We start from the raw sequence: 15,838 nt of genomic DNA, 5'->3' as shown, positions 1-15,838 counted from the left end.
AAATTAGGCATTAATTATTACTAAAAATGCTCCTCTTCCCCTTCTCCCCTGCCCCCTGCTCCCCAATTTCTTTACGGAGAATGAAACAGCCCTGACATATCGGGGGGGGGGCTAGATATTTCCCGGAAATAATGAGCAGAAGCACTATAGTAATCCTAAATGGGTTGTAAAAAGTTATGCGGGCAAGATGCCAGAACTACAAGGGTTCTGGCTTGGACTTAGTTACGACTGATTTAGGATTGCTATAGTCAAGAGCTGGCGATATAATTTAAGCTAGAAAGACGATGGTAAATTTGTTCGTTATAGGATTGCATTGATGAACTGGCCTGAGTCCGATCGCGTAATCTACCAGCGTAATCCTCTGATACAGGTTACATGTCAGTTACGCTTTCCACCTATACTGAAGATTTCTCATCAAGAGCCTGTCGAGTTTCAAGATGAGATCAGGTTTCAGTATCCACTTTTTGAAACTAATAAGCCACAGTTTTCATCTGAAATATCCCAAGTAGTTCAACAATTAGGTTTACCGCTGTTGAGCGACTTATCCTATAATTTCAAATCTGAAGATCAGCGATGGCAATTGTTGGTTGCTAATGAATTTATTACTCTGACTACATTTGCTTACGAGAGGTATGAACAATTCCAAAAACGCTTGAGGGACGCTGTGGAAATCTTTGAACGAATATACAAACCATCCTTCTACACAAGAGTTGGACTTCAGTATCAAGACTTGATTGTCCGCTCAAAGCTGGGACTTGAGGATCGAGATTGGTCCGATTTAATTACAACCGATATTGCTTCAGAATTATACAATCAACAACTCGCCCCCTCGATTCAGTCAATTATCAAAAATTTGATTTTGACGACAGAATATGGTCAAGTCAACTTCAAACATGGGCTGGTTATTGTCAAAGAACCAGAAAAAAATAATTCTGAAGTTGCTTATCTCCTAGATGCTGATTTTTATACAGAACGAAAAGTAGAGAGGAATGAAAATGTCTGGAACATACTCGATCAATTCAATAAATCAGCGAGAAAACTTTTCAGGTAGAGTAGGTACTGATTGGAGTTTAACGGGTTTATCGGCCCATGATTTGGCGCAATCCGAGATTTTGCAAGTCGCCAAAACTCAACTAGAAAGCCAAGGATACTGTATTTTTTCTACTGGAAATACAGAGAAATCTATCATTTTGGATTTAGCCGATTGCATGGGATATCAATAAGGACATCCAGAATCTGATGCAGATGGATTTTTTGAAGTAAGCAAAAAGGTATCCTCTCTAAAATCGACAACCATTCAAGAGCAATATCCTGTTTTCCTTACAGAGGAATTCACACCTCACACAGACGGTACTTTCCTCGATGGAATTGCCAAAGTAAAAGAAGGAAAATTTGTTTATGTTATCCCACCAAAAATCGTGTTAATGCAGATGGTGCAACCAGCAATTTCAGGAGGTTCGAACACTATTTTGGATGCCCGACAGATGATAGAAGATGCACTCCTGTATGAACCAGAGATAGTATCAATATTATTGCAACCCCATTTTGTCTTCTCTCGCGATGACCAATGCGCCAGAAGTCCAATTTTGATCCGAATTTCTCCCGATACTTGGAGCATTCGCTGGCGCTATGATTTTACAATTTTAGTCGCATCTGAAGCCTGCGATGCTTTGAATTTGTTTCATAGCATAGTAAATATGTTTGCAATCCTAAGTACCTAAAGTCTTTTGCTTTGCAAGCAGGAGATATTTTGGTGACAGATAATTGGAGAGTTCTTCACGGTCGAGAAGCATTTACAGACGATCCCCAAAAACCCCGCTTGCTACGTCGGCTTTGGGTCAGCAATTACGATCGAGTTTTTGTTAACCCTCTCAACCAACCGCAGTATCAACGGGTTTATGCCCAATATCAGCCCTATAGTTTTTTAGACAGAGTAAGGAGTAACCCTCCCATTTCCATATCTACGGGAATCCGGCTGCAACCTGATTGCCAAAAGATCGCTGAAAAACTTCTCAGCGAGATATTTTGAATCGATAGTATTATCAATAAGGAAATTGAGCTATGTTATCAAGGGAAGAACTTGTAAATCTTAAATTACAAAAAACCTTTCATCTCGTGAGTCTTGGAGGAGTTGCCAGGAGTTTAACAACAGTAGTAGCAAAGATGTTGGCAACTCAATCTTCTCGACTGTCTAATCGAGAGGGCTTTTGGTTTGATGGTAGTCTCAATGAAGAGTTCTCTTGGGGTGAGAATCGCATTGAAAGAGGATACGATTTAATGCTGCAAATTGTTCGCGATCGCGCGTTGGCAACTTCTAGAGAACAGAGGAATTTGCTTCAAGTTCCCATTCACATTATTGCCAAAAATAATAGCCATCATTTTAGTAGAAAAAGTTGGGAATCTTTTTTGACTTTAGCCGATTGCCAATTTCTCTCAATTCGTAATCCTGCCCTAACTTTTCCTTCTTTAATTAACAAGACAATTGAAAAAAAAATCAATGATAAAGAATACCTAGCTGAATCAAGGCTTGCCAATCTAAACAAAGATGACTCTCGACTAAAAGCGATGCAATCGGAGGTATTAAAAATAATTCAAACCCCAAAAAATGAAAGGGATTTTGCGGTTCCAGCTCTAGAATGTAGGGATTTTAAGATCGATTTACATTTTCACCGCTGTATCGATCGCGAGATGTTTTTAGAGCTATGGAGTGAGCTTAAAGACAAAATGACTGACGAAGATACGACTCAGTATGCCCAAGAATTGGGGTTTTCTAGTTGGGGAGAAATGGTCGAAAAATTCAGTCACTTTTCTCTCAAGCAACTGTATGAATTACCAGAATTGCTGCGTCAACCCCTGGAGGGTTATCGAACGGGATGGAGAGGTTTGGAGAAAGCGATCGATGCAGCGAAAACCACTCAAACTCCCATCTTTTGTTATGATGCTACCGACGTGCAACTTTTTCCCGAGCAATTTTTCCAAGCGGCTCATCAAGCAATGGAACGAGGGGGAATTTCCCCTGCCACAGATAGAACCCCTGTCTCATTTTACGACAGTCAAGAAAGCCAAAAGGTAGGGTTGGCCGCATCTTTTCACAAAGCAATGCAGTCAGATCGGCTCCACCAACCCTTGCAGCAACCTATTCCTCTCTACAAACTGCCGACTTTTCTCCATCCACTTGTCCTTGAAGCCTTTGAGATTTATATAAGATTGCTTTTGGATCGCTCTACAATGTGGATTCCTGACGATTTCGATCCTTGGAATCTCGCTCAAATAACTTTATCCAATGGGAAAACCGTTCTCGAAACCGATCCAGTCTACACTTATAGTCGAGCGATCGCAGCCAATTCAACAACAGCAAAGACACAACTCAAACAACAAATTCGCCAGCAATTCTCAGAATTCGAGACTTATTACAATGTGATAGATGCTACAGCTAATCAATTAAATCAGTGTTGAAATATTATTTCAGCACAACTGCTTGCTCTCGATAACTCTTTATAACCTAAGATTACGCATGACTCAAACTTCTCTGGCTCAAACTGGCGATAGCGCTAATCCGATCGCCCTAGCACGAAGTAGTGTAGTGGTTTTAGCTTTACGACTTGCCGAGGTTGTTCTCATGTACCTCTTGCAAATATTTTTAGCTCGCTGGATGGGCACAACGCAATATGGAATTTATGACTATGTAATGACTTGGGCTTTATTATTAGCCGTACCTACCAGTCTCGGTTTACCCAGGGCTGTCGTCCGTTTTATTAATGAATACCGCGAGCAAAAAAAATGGGGATTGCTAAGAGGATTGATTCTCGGTAGTTGGTACTTAACAATAGGCATGGGTTTATTGATTGGGTTATTAGGCACAGGAGCCATATTTCTGATTAACTACTATCATCACTTTGACTATACTTCCGTGTTACTTATTGGGATTTGGTTAGTGCCATTACAAGGATTAGTTTTGTTGCAAGAAGATATAGCCCGAGGCACAGAAAATCTTTTTCTTGCTTATACTCCTACCAAAGTGATCTGGCCAATTCTAGTTATTTTAGGAGGATTTCTCTTCTGGCACGATCGCCATTTTCTCAACGGCATCTCTACAATCTGGATAGCATTAGGGACACTAGGGACAGTAATCGTCATCCAAGCGGGTTGGATCTGGTTGAAATTCAATCGAGAAGTCACGCCTGCTGCTCCCGTTTATACCCCTTTTGCGTGGCTCAACGTCTCCCTCCCCCTCCTGCTTTATCGCACCTTTCGAGAAATTCTCCTGCAAACAGACACTTTAATGTTAGGCGCATTTATCGGGCCTAGTGCGGTGGGTCTCTACAGTCCCGCTTCAAAAACTGCATTCTGGGTCAGTTTTGTTTTAATATCTACTAATCTGGTTGTAGCTCCTGCTTTTGTGGTTCTGAATGTTAGAGGCGATCGCGCTGAACTTCAGAAACTGATTTCTACCGTTACCCTTTGGATTTTCTGGTCGTCGAGTGCGATCGCTTTGGTCTTATTCATTTTTGCCAAACCCATTTTAGGCATTTTTGGTGCAGAATTCATCCAAGCTCATTGGTCTCTAAAAATTCTCATCATTGGACAATTAGTGAATGCTTTATCCGGAGCTGTCGGCAACTTATTAGCGATGACAGGCTATCAAAATCAACTCATGTTAGTGTCTAGTGTGACCGCTTTAATCAATCTGGTGTTAAATGCGATCGCCATTCCTCTTTGGGGAATCGTGGGAGCCGCCCTAACCACTACCCTAACCTTGAGCATTTGGAATGTTTGGTTAGTGGTGGTCGTCATGCGAAACTTAGAAGTCAATCCCACAGTTTTTTCTACATTCCTGAAACAAAGCACTGAAAAGTGATAAGTAGTCGGACAAAAATAAAGTTAACTATGAGGACAAGGGAACGGGGAACGGGGAACTGGGAACAGTAAAGGTTTGGGGAACTGGGAACAGGGAACAGTCAATGGGGTAGTAATAGTTACAAGTCATCTATATGATGGTAAAAAGAGCCTGCCATTAGATATTGAATTATATAAAAAAGCCGACTCATTACCAGAGGGAAAGGAGGATCCAGAATTTAAGAAAAAGCCAGAAATAGCCATAAATTTAATCGACAAAACCTTAGCGAGAGGTTATAAACCAGGAATAGTCTTGATGGATGCAGGGTATGGTAATAACACCAGTTTTTTACAAGAATTAGAAAGCCGAAAATTAAAATACATCGGAGGAATCGCCAAGAATCGCAAAGTAATAATTCAAAAAACAGCAAATGAAACCGAAGAAATTCGAGTAGACAATTTAACAAAAGCATTGCCTGTAGAGGCTTTCACAAAAATTCAACTCCAGGGTGAACGACCGAGAACAGTATGGGTAGCAATTCAAGAAGTCGAGTTATCAAAATGCACGGGTAAGAAAGTAATAGCGATCGTCATGAATGCAGATACTTTCGATACCGCCACTGAAATAGATTATTTGATGACTAATGTTGACTTATCAAAAGCGACAGAGGAGTGGATAGTAAAAACTTATTCACAAAGAAATTGGGTTGAAGTTTTCTATCGGGAAGCCAAGGGCTGGTTGGGGTTAAATGAATATCAAGTCAGAGATGAAATCAGCCTGAAAAGACATTTCATTATGGTGTTTTGTGCCTACACTTTCATTCTCTGGCATACCTTAACAGGAGGATTAAGGCGTAAATGGGCAAACAAACCTTTAAACACTTTTAGTGATGCACTCGAAGCATTTCGGACAGCCATATCTTTTAGGTTTGTGAAATGGTTGAACCAACATTGGGACGTATTCTCCGCTTATAAAGCCAGTTTAGGCTTTGTTTGGGCTTAAAATTTGTTTAAGTCCCGTTATGACTATCAACGATAAGATAACTGCCAATGCCAACCTCCCTAATGATTAAATTGTCTCAAATTTAAAGCAAATCATTATAATTAGCAATCAGGAGCATAATCAATGGCGATGGAATTAAAAAAGGTTGTCCCTTTTGGCAGATCCTTAGATGAATATGTCAAAATGTTCAATCTTACCCAAGAAGACTTACAAAAATCCATATTAAGTGTTGGTGATGGTCCCGCTAGCTTTAATGCAGAAGGGACAAAACTTGGCTATAAAATTAAATCTGTCGATCCTTTGTATGAATTAACATCGGAGCAAATTAGATCTCGATTTGATGAAGTAGTGGACAATATTATTGAACAGGTAAAAAATAGTCCAAATGATTGGATTTGGACATATCATGGTTCGCCCGATGGCTTGAGAAAGAATCGAGAACGAGTTATCGATATTTTCTGTGAAGATTACGAAAGAGGTAAAGGTGAAAATAGATATGAACTTGGGGCATTACCTAAATTAAAATACGGCGATAGCGCATACAATATAGGTTTGTGTTCTCACTTCCTTTTCTTATACTCCGAGCAATTTGATGCTAATTTCCATTTTGACTCTATTTGTGAAATCCTCAGAGTATGTCAAGAGGTGAGAATTTTTCCCTTGCTCACTTTAAGTTTAATGCCATCGCCACATTTACAACCCGTTTTAGCAAAATTAGAAGCAAAAGGATATAGTTGTGAAATTCACAAGGTATCCTATCAGCTCCAGCGAGGTGGAAATGAAATGATCAAGATTATTAAAACTGAGAGTTAATATCCACCACACTTAGAAACCAGACTTCTTGGAGAAGTCTGGTTTCTGTCTTGATTTAGTAGGGTGTGTTAGCCTTGGCTAACGCACCATCTACACGACTAATATTGTGCAACCCCTAATATTGTTGACGGCGACGGGTTAAGAATGCGATCGCGCCGAAGATCCCGATACCCAGTACACTAGAAGGTTCCGGGATAGTAGCCTGTTCAAAATTCAGAATGAAAGTTCCCGATGATTGCAGGGGAATACGATTGTTATTCGTATTCACATCTAGAAAGCGAAAAGTAGCAGAATAAGTAGCTAAAGGCGCATTATTATCCACAGAAAAAATGGGAGTGAAGGAGAAATAATCTCCGTTTCCGATAGTGTAGGTATCGTTAACCGCGTTAAACAGATTAACTCCCTCAGAATTAGCTACATTTAAGCCGGGAGTAATAGAAACTAATTGTAGGGCAATCGTCGAGTCATCCCCTAATAAGCCTTTCCAACGACCATTACCTGTATTGTAAATAGCATTTACATAAGGATTAGAGAGATCCTCGGTTAAATGAGCAACAGGACGGATTTTCAGATCTGAGTATATGTGAGAATCAGTTTTCTGACTAATCTTTTGTCCAGCAAATACACCACTACCGGGGAAAAGCGGAATCGGTGGCAAATTGAATCGAGTTTCGGGTAATTGATTATTCGTATTAGTGGAGAGGATAGTAGGATTATCGGCGGCTCCCGTATAACTGTAGATACCTAGGGCGTGAAAATGACTAATCTCAACGGGTTGGTGTTGATGGGGGAATAGTAGGGAGAGTCGCTGATAGTTGGGATTGAGTAAACCGCTATAAGTCCCACTAGTTAAGGTTTCTAGCCCATCGATCCCGATTATAAGGTGATGATGCTCGCCATGTCCCCCGACAGACTGAGCGAGAGTGACTGAATGAGAGACGAAAACACTAGAAATCGCCACACAAGAGACTAAACAAGCCGTTTGAGCGTGTTTTAACATTGAGTATTCCCTGGAAATTTATTCTTCTCAATCTTCTGGGGAATCTCCTGTCAAGTCAAAAGACACGCTGTCAAAGAATCACGATACAGTATAAATTAGGGATGGCAACGCCAGCCGCAGATTTTGATATATTGAACTAATTTTGAGTGAGGTAATACTATGGCTTCTCCATTTCCAGGAATGAATCCCTACTTAGAACATCCAGAATTATGGGCAGGAGTACATCTATTACTGATTGCTGCCCTTACTGACTCATTAGCACCACAACTCCGTCCTAAATATCGAGTCGCTGTCGAAGTAAGAATTTATGAAATCACGAGAGAAAAATCGCTCCTAGTTGGTATTCCTGATGTCACGATAAAACGTCAAACCAGTGTAACTAACCCCACCATCTCAAATGTAGCTGTAGCTGTTGCTGCACCCCCAGTACAACCACTGACGGTGACAATTCCTGCTCCTGAAACAGTTAAGCAAGGTTATTTAGAGGTGCGAGAAGTCGCTACAGGTGAAGTGGTAACCGCGATCGAAATTCTTTCTCCTGTAAACAAGCGTTCCGGAGAAGGAAGGAAGGCATATAAAATCAAACGTGAGCTAGTATTCAAAAGTGCAACTCATCTCGTTGAAATTGATTTACTTCGTGCTGGAAAATCCATGCCTATTTTAGATAATAATATTGAGAGTAATTATCGGATTTTAGTGAGTAGAAGCAATCGCCGTCCTTTAGCCGATTTATATGCCTTTAACCTCCAAAACGCGATTCCTTCATTTCCCCTACCTTTGCAAGAGGGAGATCCTGAACCACTGGTGGATTTACAGTCATTATTAAATGGATTATACGATCGCGCCGGGTACGATCTAGTCATAGATTACAGTCAGGAACCCCTTCCAGCCTTATCGGAGGCGGATACAGCTTGGGCGGATGGAGTACTCAGAGAGCAAGTGCTGCGGTAATTGTATATTTTTGCTAACTTCAACATATTAAATTTAGACCGATAAAGCCCCGAAGCAACTAGCTTTGGCGCTTTGCTGTAGCAATCTCGATCACAAAAGAGTAGTACTGTAAATAAGGTTTAATTAAATTTAATATTCCATCTTTGGCTCACAACTCTGTTGAGCCAAAGATGAATATCAATCAAAAAGATTACCTTGCCCATCTTGAACAAATCCGGTGGGAGAGAAAGCCAAAGTGTCCATACTGTGAATCGACTAATTCTCGTAAATTAAAGAATGAACCGAGATATCAATGTAACGATTGCTTTACTTCATATAGCGTTACAGTTGGCACTCTCTTCCACAAGACTCATGTGGACTTAGAAAAATGGTTTGTGGCGATTCACCTTGTCCTGAATTCATTAGGAGGTATAAGTGTCCGTCAACTTGCCAAGAAAATTGGAGTCAATAAGAATACCGCATCCTACATGATTGCCCGTATTCGTAATGCGATGACTGAGGAGAAAGAATTACTACGGAGGCTGGTAGAAATGGATGAGTCTTTAAACTGATTTTAATTTGTACATACCAGCCTTCTGCCTTTCTCAAAGCATCTGGTTAGCATCTACATTACGCAAAGTCTCTATTTGTAGGGTGTGTTAGCCTTGGCTAACGCACCCTACATCTATAAGTCTGCGAACAAGATGCTTTTATTAGTATTTGAAAATTTGGATGCACTCCTTTTTGTATTTATCACTTACTTTTTTTGGCAATATCTAAGCTAGAGAGGTATTTAGTTAGGGATTCTCCTAACTGTTCTTCCACTGTCTTTGGTTTGTCTTGTTTCTTGGAGACAAAACCCCCAAAAAACCAAGTCCACAAGAAGCCATAGAGGAACATCATCAAAAATGTTGACAGCATAATTGTTATGGGTAGAGAAGACTCAGGGAACTATTCTCAGAATAGGAAAATTTCCCATACATCTAATTTTATTCCTCTACTGAAAGAAAGTCTCGACCACTAACTGGGACACCTGCGAGGGGTTCAAACCCCTGGCTAATAGCTCAAGTCCACTTAAGTGGACTAAATATAGCAAAAGTCAAAAGTCAAAAGTCAAAAGTCAAAAGTCAAATGATTGCTGTGAATGGGTTTTGGCCTTTTTGGATGCCTTAACCCCCTTGGCGACTGCTATACTTACTCTGCCATGATTTCAGTCCATTTTAATGGACTTAAGCTATTAGCCGTGGACTTAAGTCCACGGCGGTTTTGCTCCTGATTGAAAATACAGACTAAACCCACCCCTATTTATGGCATTTATCAAACCAAGGAGTATTACTCTAACATCTAGCCTCCCCAAGTCTAATTGTGCTTTTTTTCCTGACGAGTTGCTTTAGCTGTCGATAGTAATCATAAATAGGTGTAAGGTTGATTAGGAGTTAGTGGATTCCTTTCCCCTATACTTGACGGAAATCTCCGATCGAAGTAGAAACAGATTGGATAAACTACTGACAATTTAGTCAGGGGAAGACAGATGAAAACTCGCCAAGATCCAGTACGCCGCCCATCAACCGTCAAAAAGACACAGCTAGCCAAAAAAAGCAAAACAACTTCATCCCCGCCCCCATCCCGCACAAGGGGTTGGCTGGTATCCTTGGGCGCGATCGCAGCTATAATAACAGGTGGTGCGATCGTTGCAGGTGGTATCTGGTTAAGCATTCTCTGGATGATCGATCCCAATTCCGTTGTCTGGCTGAATCGATTTTTGCCGGAATGGACTCACATTCCTGTCAATGAAGCTTCTCCACCCAAGACTTTGGCGGCAATTGAAGCAGAAATTCGCCAAAGTGGATTCATCCCCGCAGAAGCATTATCCCTCAACTCAGAAACAGAGACTCAAAGCACATCTATCCTAATTCCTCTATTAAAATCTGAACCTAATTGTCAAACTGATTGCCAAAAAATTGTCGAATTGCGAGTTTATCAACCTACAGAAGGAAAAGGCACTGAGGTAACTTACCGATTAGTAAATCAACTTACGATTAAGGAACCAGAAGAATATTTTGTCCTTTCTTCTCTATCAGAAACTAAAGCCACAAATGTTGATGGTTACCATTCTGTTCCCTTAACAAAAATCAGCCCATTGAATGACAAAGCCCCATCAACAGGAATTTGGTTCAACTTATCAGGGGAACGGGTTAACGATGGTACAAATTTATATTATGGACAGGTAATTCACTATAACCCAGACCAAACACACCTCAGTGTTATGGTAGAGTGGACTAGCCCCAATGAATTCCAACCCTATTGGCAGCAAGTAACAGGTAGCACCACATCAGAATTAGTTGTTAATCAAACAGTTGGTTTAGAACCCAAATTTAAGGTTTACCAAATTCAACCCCGCAAATTTGTCCCCAACCCCATTTATTTACAAGAAATTTCTCTAGCCACACCCGCCGCTAATACTCCCACCTATCGCAATAGTTTGCTCCTCGCCCAAAATGGATTGTGGTCATTAGCTTCACAATTATTAAAACGAGAAATAAAATCCAATTTGTCAGCCTCAGCAGTTGCCCAAAGGGATGTAATTCAACTCCACGCCCAATTCACTCAATCTCAAGCAGAACAAACTTGGGCTACTCCTAGCCAACAAATCTTAACAAATTTAATTGACGGTCGATTTCCCGAAGCTTTACAATTATTTCAAACCTCAGCTAGCGATCCAATTGCCCTACAAGAAATAATATCACTATTAAAAACCGATACCGGGGGATTGTGGCAGCGAGTAAACGCCGCCCTCGATGCTAATCGTAATTGTGGATTAGAGGGTTTGTGCGATCGATCTAAACAAGAAACTATTTTAGACACGAATATCAAATCTTGGGGAGCATTAATTATAGCCGCTAAACAAGGACGAGGAAAAGCAATCGCCTGGTTAAAACAACTCTCCCCAACTGAATCCCAAACAACTCCATCCCCAAGTGATACTCAGATTTACACCTTACTAGACTATATTGATGGGGGAATCGCCCAACTTTCTCCGATTAACAGTCACTTGAGTCAAATCATCGGCACTGCACAAAAAATTACAACTGTCAAGCCTACCGATTGGCTACAACCTGGAGATGGAGATTTGGCAGTAAGGAATGAGGAATTAGGAACAGAAAAAGAGAATAAACAAAAAACCGAAAATATTCCCCCCAACAACAAACAACAAATAACCAACAACAAACCACCACAAAAAGAAGCCAATCAAGTCTGGTATCAAATTCAAGTCGCCGCCTTTCACGATGGAGAAAAGTGGAAGCAAAAACCCTTTGTTGATTTACTAATTCCGACAATTTCTCCAGGGAAGCGATTGTGGCAATATCTCGGTTTAGATACCAGCCCCGAAATTCAGATAGCCGTCTGGACTCCTGAAGGTAGCCAGGAAGCAACTATTGCCACCATCAAAGCAGTCTCTTACCGAGGCGGTGTCATTCAACTTTTAGCCGCAGGATATCCACTTCCGGCGACAAAACGCAGCCTTCCTCTTGCCTACAGCGAAACAGCCCTACGCCCTTTAGAACCAGGTTCAATTACTTTATCAGATCTCAATCAGCTACAACCGCAATGGGTAGCCAAAATTTTACCTGTACTTTCACAAGAATTAATCAAAAGTGGTAAGAGATCTTCTAAAGCGAATTCCAGTATAGCGGCAATGTTACAAGATATGGGATATTGGTCAATTCAGCCTATTGATTTGACGGGGAATAACCAACAAGAAGCAGTCTTAACTCTCTATGAAGATCTTTCTGGAAACTTGAAAAAACTTGATGGACAACAACCTTTAAAAGATAATCAGCAGTATAAGCCCCGAACTATAATTTTTTCAGATACAGGTGCTTTACTCTACAGTGAACTTACCAAAGATAGCAATAATTCACTAACTGCGATCGCGGATTTAGGTGATGGCGGTACTCCGGCTTTGATTCTCAATGGAGAGAGTGCCTACAGGATCGAGCGTTGGTTAGAGCAAAGCAAGCGATTTGAGTAACGTGAGTTCGACGGTTTTTGAAAGCCTTGCTACAAAAGGATCTATTTTATTGGGTTTTTTAGGATTTTAACGAAATCATCAGGGTTTCAGCAATTTTCGTCGAACTCAGGTGAGTAATAAAGTATAGACAGTCGATGCCACCAGACAGGATATAAAGCAATTGCCAAGGTGGTGAGGACATTAGACAAGGCAGTTAAGGCATCAATAGTGAGGGGAGGGTGAAACAAGAGGATATAAATATTTAGGGTTTGTTGCCAAGGTTATCGCCCTCTTGCTAGGCTAGCGCCAAGAAGTCGCTAACACCCCTACCAATCTCTCTATGTCCTAACCGCTGTGGCGGTTGCTATATTATTTTTTTTACCATGTAACAAACGATACATTTTCCACTATATAACTGTCATCTACGCCAGAGTCTCAAGTCCCAAACAAAGAGAAGATTTACAACGTCAATGTGATTATCTCCAATCTCAATACGTTACAGCAGAAGTTATCGCAGAAATTGGCGGAGGTGGAAGACCCGTTTTGGATAACCATTATGCGGAGCAAGTGATATAATCAGGAGTACAGTCAAGAGATCTGACCGTTTTGGATCGCGGAAGCATGGTCTTCCCTTGACTGGTTTTAAATTTTCAAGGGATATAGAGCAGCATGTATCTACTGTATGTAGATGAGTTTTGAAAAGGGGGATAACAGATTTTTCCCGATCATTGAGCCTAGATTTGATTCTGAAGGTGGTTTAGTTCACGGGCTGCATATTCTCCAATGATCTATCGAGACTCTTAACGTCTATTCGATCCAGTTCTCAACCTTTATCCTGTTATCTTTTCAATCTTAAAAACATCCTCAATCGTTTTATTAGCTGTTTTTGTCTCCCACTCTATCCCAATTAAAAAACTTTCTGCCGATTGAGTCTCTACCACATCAATTCCCCATTCTCCAGTTTGGAGAGCATCGGGAGCGTCACTTAAAGGTGGTGTTTTTTTCAATCCTCCTAGAATGAGTATGTCAGGCAGAGCATCATCGCTTTTGGTTTGACTCATCCGCTTATCTACTAACGCTTGAGCGCAGAATTCCCCAACTTGAGGGGGAGAAAACTCATCCCTAGGGAATAAAATTTCTACCATCCAATGGGCATGATTTAATTCGCGAACGTGAATTTGAGGATATTTACTTAACCCATCAGTAAATACTTGAGTAAATTCTGACAGACTTAATTTAGGAAAGATATCTTCTGATATATCAAAATTGTGAGAAAGCAACATCCGTCCTGTTTCAGATTTAGTCATTGTTTTAGTTATCTCCCATTAATATATTTAAGTTAGAAGTTCGTAGTAGGCGATTAATCGCCTACTACAAACAACAAAATGCCATTAGGATTGACGATAATCCTTAAACGACAAATAGCAGTCATCAGCACTATATAAGTGACATTCGTCAGCAATTTGTTCCATCAAAGACAAAGAGAAACGAGACTCCTGAAGTTGCTCTCCCCACTTTTCCTTGAAAATGCGATGGGCTTTTCGCAAATTATAGGCGGGAATCGCAGTGCAAACGTGATGTGGGATGTGGACGTTGATATCGTGACAAAGGAATTCTACCCAAAATGGATAATCACAATGGACTGAGCCAAAAAGTTGGGCTGTGCCTGCATTCCACTCTTCGGGTGGGGTAAAGGGAATATTAGGTGCCGTATGGTGAACGAGGGTAAAGGTACTCATCCAGAAGTGGTAAACTAGCCAGGGGAGTAACCAGAATTTGACGAATCCCCAAATACCAGTAGTCGCAATAATTAAAGGAAATGCGATCGCAGCAAAAGCCACTACCACCAAAACTGATAACCTAATCTGAGAACGCTCTTTCCCCTCAAACTTAGTCCAGTTAAAGTGTAATGCCGCCCAATGGACAATGGAGCCAACCCACCAAAAACGCCCTCTTGTCGCGCGGTACAGTAATTTCAGCCAACCGGGTTGGTGAGCATAAAATTCTGGTTTCCAGGGTTGCCAAGCGTTGTCTTCTTCTAGCTTATTTGTATGGGCATGATGGTGATTGTGGAGAATTCGCCAAGCATGGAAGGGGTAAATTATGGGTGCAAATAGCAGATGTCCTACTAAGTCATTCACCCAGCGGCGATTCGCAAATGAGCGATGGCCGCAATCATGACCTAGCATAAAAAAACCAGTCAATCCTGTCCCCACGAAAATCCATAATGGTGGTAGCAGAAACCAAGGCGCTACTGCTAAACCCCAATAGCCCAAACCCACCATTGAGACATTCAGAAATACCGAAGTCCAAGCTTTGCGACGGTTTTTGAGAAACACCTCACGGGGTAAGCTTCGTATAATATCTTTCAGTTGCAGCGGTTTCGTGGTGCTTTGAGTGTCTGAGGTCAGATTTGATTCTTTAATTATCGATATAGTCATGCAGAAATTAATATCCCTCGGAAGAGTTGGTAGGAATTACAAAAGGCTAGGCACACAAAAAATATACCGGGAGACAAATCCTGGCATACAGAAGTTTCGGTCTACTCAATCGCCTTAGTTCGCCGTCAAACAATATAGCACCGCTGGAGTGATTCCGGGGGTGCTACCTAGTACGACTGGCGGCACAATAATGCTTATTACTCCCTATCTCTAGAGTCAGGAGTCACTGAAACTAGCCGTTGCTGTTTCTGGATTTTGAGCTGCTGCAAGAGGGAATCAACTTCTGCTTGCAAGTGGAGGTACTTGACTTGCTGGTCAGCTTGATAAATCGACTTCATTAATTCGAGCAGGCGGTTGTCGTTAGTCGCAGCAGTTGAACGATTGGTCGCTGATGCAGAATCCCTAATCCGACTTGGCGCATCGATTAAACTACTTGTTCGATAAGACATTCGTTAAATAGTTATTTGTACTTACTCACACAACTTTATCATTCTATCCGGAATGTGAAGCTTCTTTAAAGTTTTTCTCAAAAAATAGCCTGAAATCCCCATATCTTTAGAATGGGGAGTGTCAAGAGTGTTTTTAGCAAAAGACTGATTGCCGATATCGATTCTTCGACTATGATTCGGCAATTTTTACCACCACCTCTTCAGGAAACAATCCAGATTATCAAGGAAACCGCCAGCGTGAGAGATCGCTGGGGTGAGCAAATGAGATGGTAGGTATTACTTAGTATATCATCACCAATCGGATTTTGTCATCTTTTTTTTTTAATTCTCTGAAAATGGGGGAGTGGGGAGTGG

At 41.1% G+C, this 15,838-nt stretch carries 15 protein-coding genes and 1 pseudogene; 11 read left to right on the top strand and 5 right to left on the bottom strand.

Annotation, left to right across the window (positions count from 1 at the left end; translation table 11 throughout):
- The first annotated feature begins 316 nt into the window (after nucleotides 1-316).
- The 7 genes and pseudogenes from NJ959_RS13850 to NJ959_RS13820 all read left to right on the top strand — a co-directional run bounded on the left by NJ959_RS13850 (nucleotide 317) and on the right by NJ959_RS13820 (nucleotide 6,652).
- Nucleotides 317-1,051: a TIGR04255 family protein gene (locus NJ959_RS13850; protein WP_254012340.1), complete on the top strand. Its 735-nt coding sequence runs from the start codon at nucleotides 317-319 to the stop codon at nucleotides 1,049-1,051.
- Between the two features lie 379 nt (nucleotides 1,052-1,430).
- Nucleotides 1,431-1,721 (top strand): hypothetical protein, encoded by a 291-nt coding sequence (locus NJ959_RS13845; protein WP_254012339.1) that lies wholly within the window; start codon nucleotides 1,431-1,433, stop codon nucleotides 1,719-1,721.
- 32 nt (nucleotides 1,722-1,753) lie between these two features.
- Complete coding sequence (locus tag NJ959_RS30355; RefSeq protein ID WP_309242624.1) at nucleotides 1,754-2,029, top strand: hypothetical protein; 276 nt, start codon at nucleotides 1,754-1,756, stop codon at nucleotides 2,027-2,029.
- 32 nt (nucleotides 2,030-2,061) lie between these two features.
- Nucleotides 2,062-3,456 carry a hypothetical protein gene (locus tag NJ959_RS13835; protein WP_254012338.1) on the top strand — a complete coding sequence of 465 codons (1,395 nt, stop codon included), beginning with the start codon at nucleotides 2,062-2,064 and terminating at the stop codon, nucleotides 3,454-3,456.
- A gap of 58 nt (nucleotides 3,457-3,514) precedes the next feature.
- Nucleotides 3,515-4,858, top strand: a complete 1,344-nt coding sequence (locus tag NJ959_RS13830; protein ID WP_254012337.1) for a flippase — start codon at nucleotides 3,515-3,517, stop codon at nucleotides 4,856-4,858.
- A gap of 42 nt (nucleotides 4,859-4,900) precedes the next feature.
- Nucleotides 4,901-5,839, top strand: a pseudogene (locus NJ959_RS13825) (IS701 family transposase); the annotation flags it as partial.
- 123 nt (nucleotides 5,840-5,962) lie between these two features.
- Nucleotides 5,963-6,652, top strand: a complete 690-nt coding sequence (locus NJ959_RS13820; RefSeq protein WP_254012336.1) for an SAM-dependent methyltransferase — start codon at nucleotides 5,963-5,965, stop codon at nucleotides 6,650-6,652.
- Nucleotides 6,653-6,767: 115 nt separating this feature from the next.
- Here NJ959_RS13820 and NJ959_RS13815 read toward each other — a convergent pair whose 3' ends face one another.
- Nucleotides 6,768-7,652, bottom strand: coding sequence for an all3515 family Zur-repressed PEP-CTERM protein (locus tag NJ959_RS13815; RefSeq protein ID WP_254012335.1), 885 nt, complete (start codon nucleotides 7,650-7,652; stop codon nucleotides 6,768-6,770).
- A gap of 159 nt (nucleotides 7,653-7,811) precedes the next feature.
- Between NJ959_RS13815 and NJ959_RS13810 the strand changes: the two genes are divergently transcribed.
- Together NJ959_RS13810 and NJ959_RS13805 are read left to right on the top strand one after the other, a co-directional pair.
- Complete coding sequence (locus tag NJ959_RS13810) at nucleotides 7,812-8,603, top strand: DUF4058 family protein (RefSeq protein WP_254012334.1); 792 nt, start codon at nucleotides 7,812-7,814, stop codon at nucleotides 8,601-8,603.
- A 170-nt stretch (nucleotides 8,604-8,773) separates the two neighbouring features.
- On the top strand, nucleotides 8,774-9,154 hold the full coding sequence (locus NJ959_RS13805) for a transposase (RefSeq protein WP_254012333.1): 381 nt from the start codon (nucleotides 8,774-8,776) through the stop codon (nucleotides 9,152-9,154).
- 181 nt (nucleotides 9,155-9,335) lie between these two features.
- Here NJ959_RS13805 and NJ959_RS13800 read toward each other — a convergent pair whose 3' ends face one another.
- On the bottom strand, nucleotides 9,336-9,503 hold the full coding sequence (locus NJ959_RS13800; protein WP_254012332.1) for a hypothetical protein: 168 nt from the start codon (nucleotides 9,501-9,503) through the stop codon (nucleotides 9,336-9,338).
- 610 nt (nucleotides 9,504-10,113) lie between these two features.
- On the opposite strand from NJ959_RS13800, the gene NJ959_RS13795 reads away from it, so the two are divergent.
- Entirely contained in the window at nucleotides 10,114-12,615 is a 2,502-nt protein-coding gene (locus NJ959_RS13795; protein ID WP_254012331.1) for a hypothetical protein, read from the top strand.
- Nucleotides 12,616-13,424: 809 nt separating this feature from the next.
- Here the strand turns inward: NJ959_RS13795 and NJ959_RS13785 are convergent.
- The 3 genes from NJ959_RS13785 to NJ959_RS13775 form a co-directional block, all read right to left on the bottom strand.
- Nucleotides 13,425-13,901 carry a DUF2656 domain-containing protein gene (locus NJ959_RS13785; protein WP_254012330.1) on the bottom strand — a complete coding sequence of 159 codons (477 nt, stop codon included), beginning with the start codon at nucleotides 13,899-13,901 and terminating at the stop codon, nucleotides 13,425-13,427.
- Nucleotides 13,902-13,985: 84 nt separating this feature from the next.
- On the bottom strand, nucleotides 13,986-15,035 hold the full coding sequence (locus NJ959_RS13780) for a fatty acid desaturase (RefSeq protein WP_254012329.1): 1,050 nt from the start codon (nucleotides 15,033-15,035) through the stop codon (nucleotides 13,986-13,988).
- A gap of 197 nt (nucleotides 15,036-15,232) precedes the next feature.
- Nucleotides 15,233-15,484, bottom strand: a complete 252-nt coding sequence (locus tag NJ959_RS13775) for a hypothetical protein (RefSeq protein WP_254012328.1) — start codon at nucleotides 15,482-15,484, stop codon at nucleotides 15,233-15,235.
- 111 nt (nucleotides 15,485-15,595) lie between these two features.
- On the opposite strand from NJ959_RS13775, the gene NJ959_RS13770 reads away from it, so the two are divergent.
- Nucleotides 15,596-15,757, top strand: coding sequence for a hypothetical protein (locus NJ959_RS13770; protein WP_254012327.1), 162 nt, complete (start codon nucleotides 15,596-15,598; stop codon nucleotides 15,755-15,757).
- Nucleotides 15,758-15,838: the final 81 nt, after the last annotated feature.

Origin of the sequence: Limnofasciculus baicalensis BBK-W-15 (assembly GCF_024178385.1) — a bacterium.
Classification (GTDB): Bacteria; Cyanobacteriota; Cyanobacteriia; order Cyanobacteriales; family Coleofasciculaceae; genus Limnofasciculus; species Limnofasciculus baicalensis.
The sequence above is the reverse complement of the archived record's forward strand: the minus strand, read 5'-3'. Positions and strand labels throughout refer to the sequence as shown.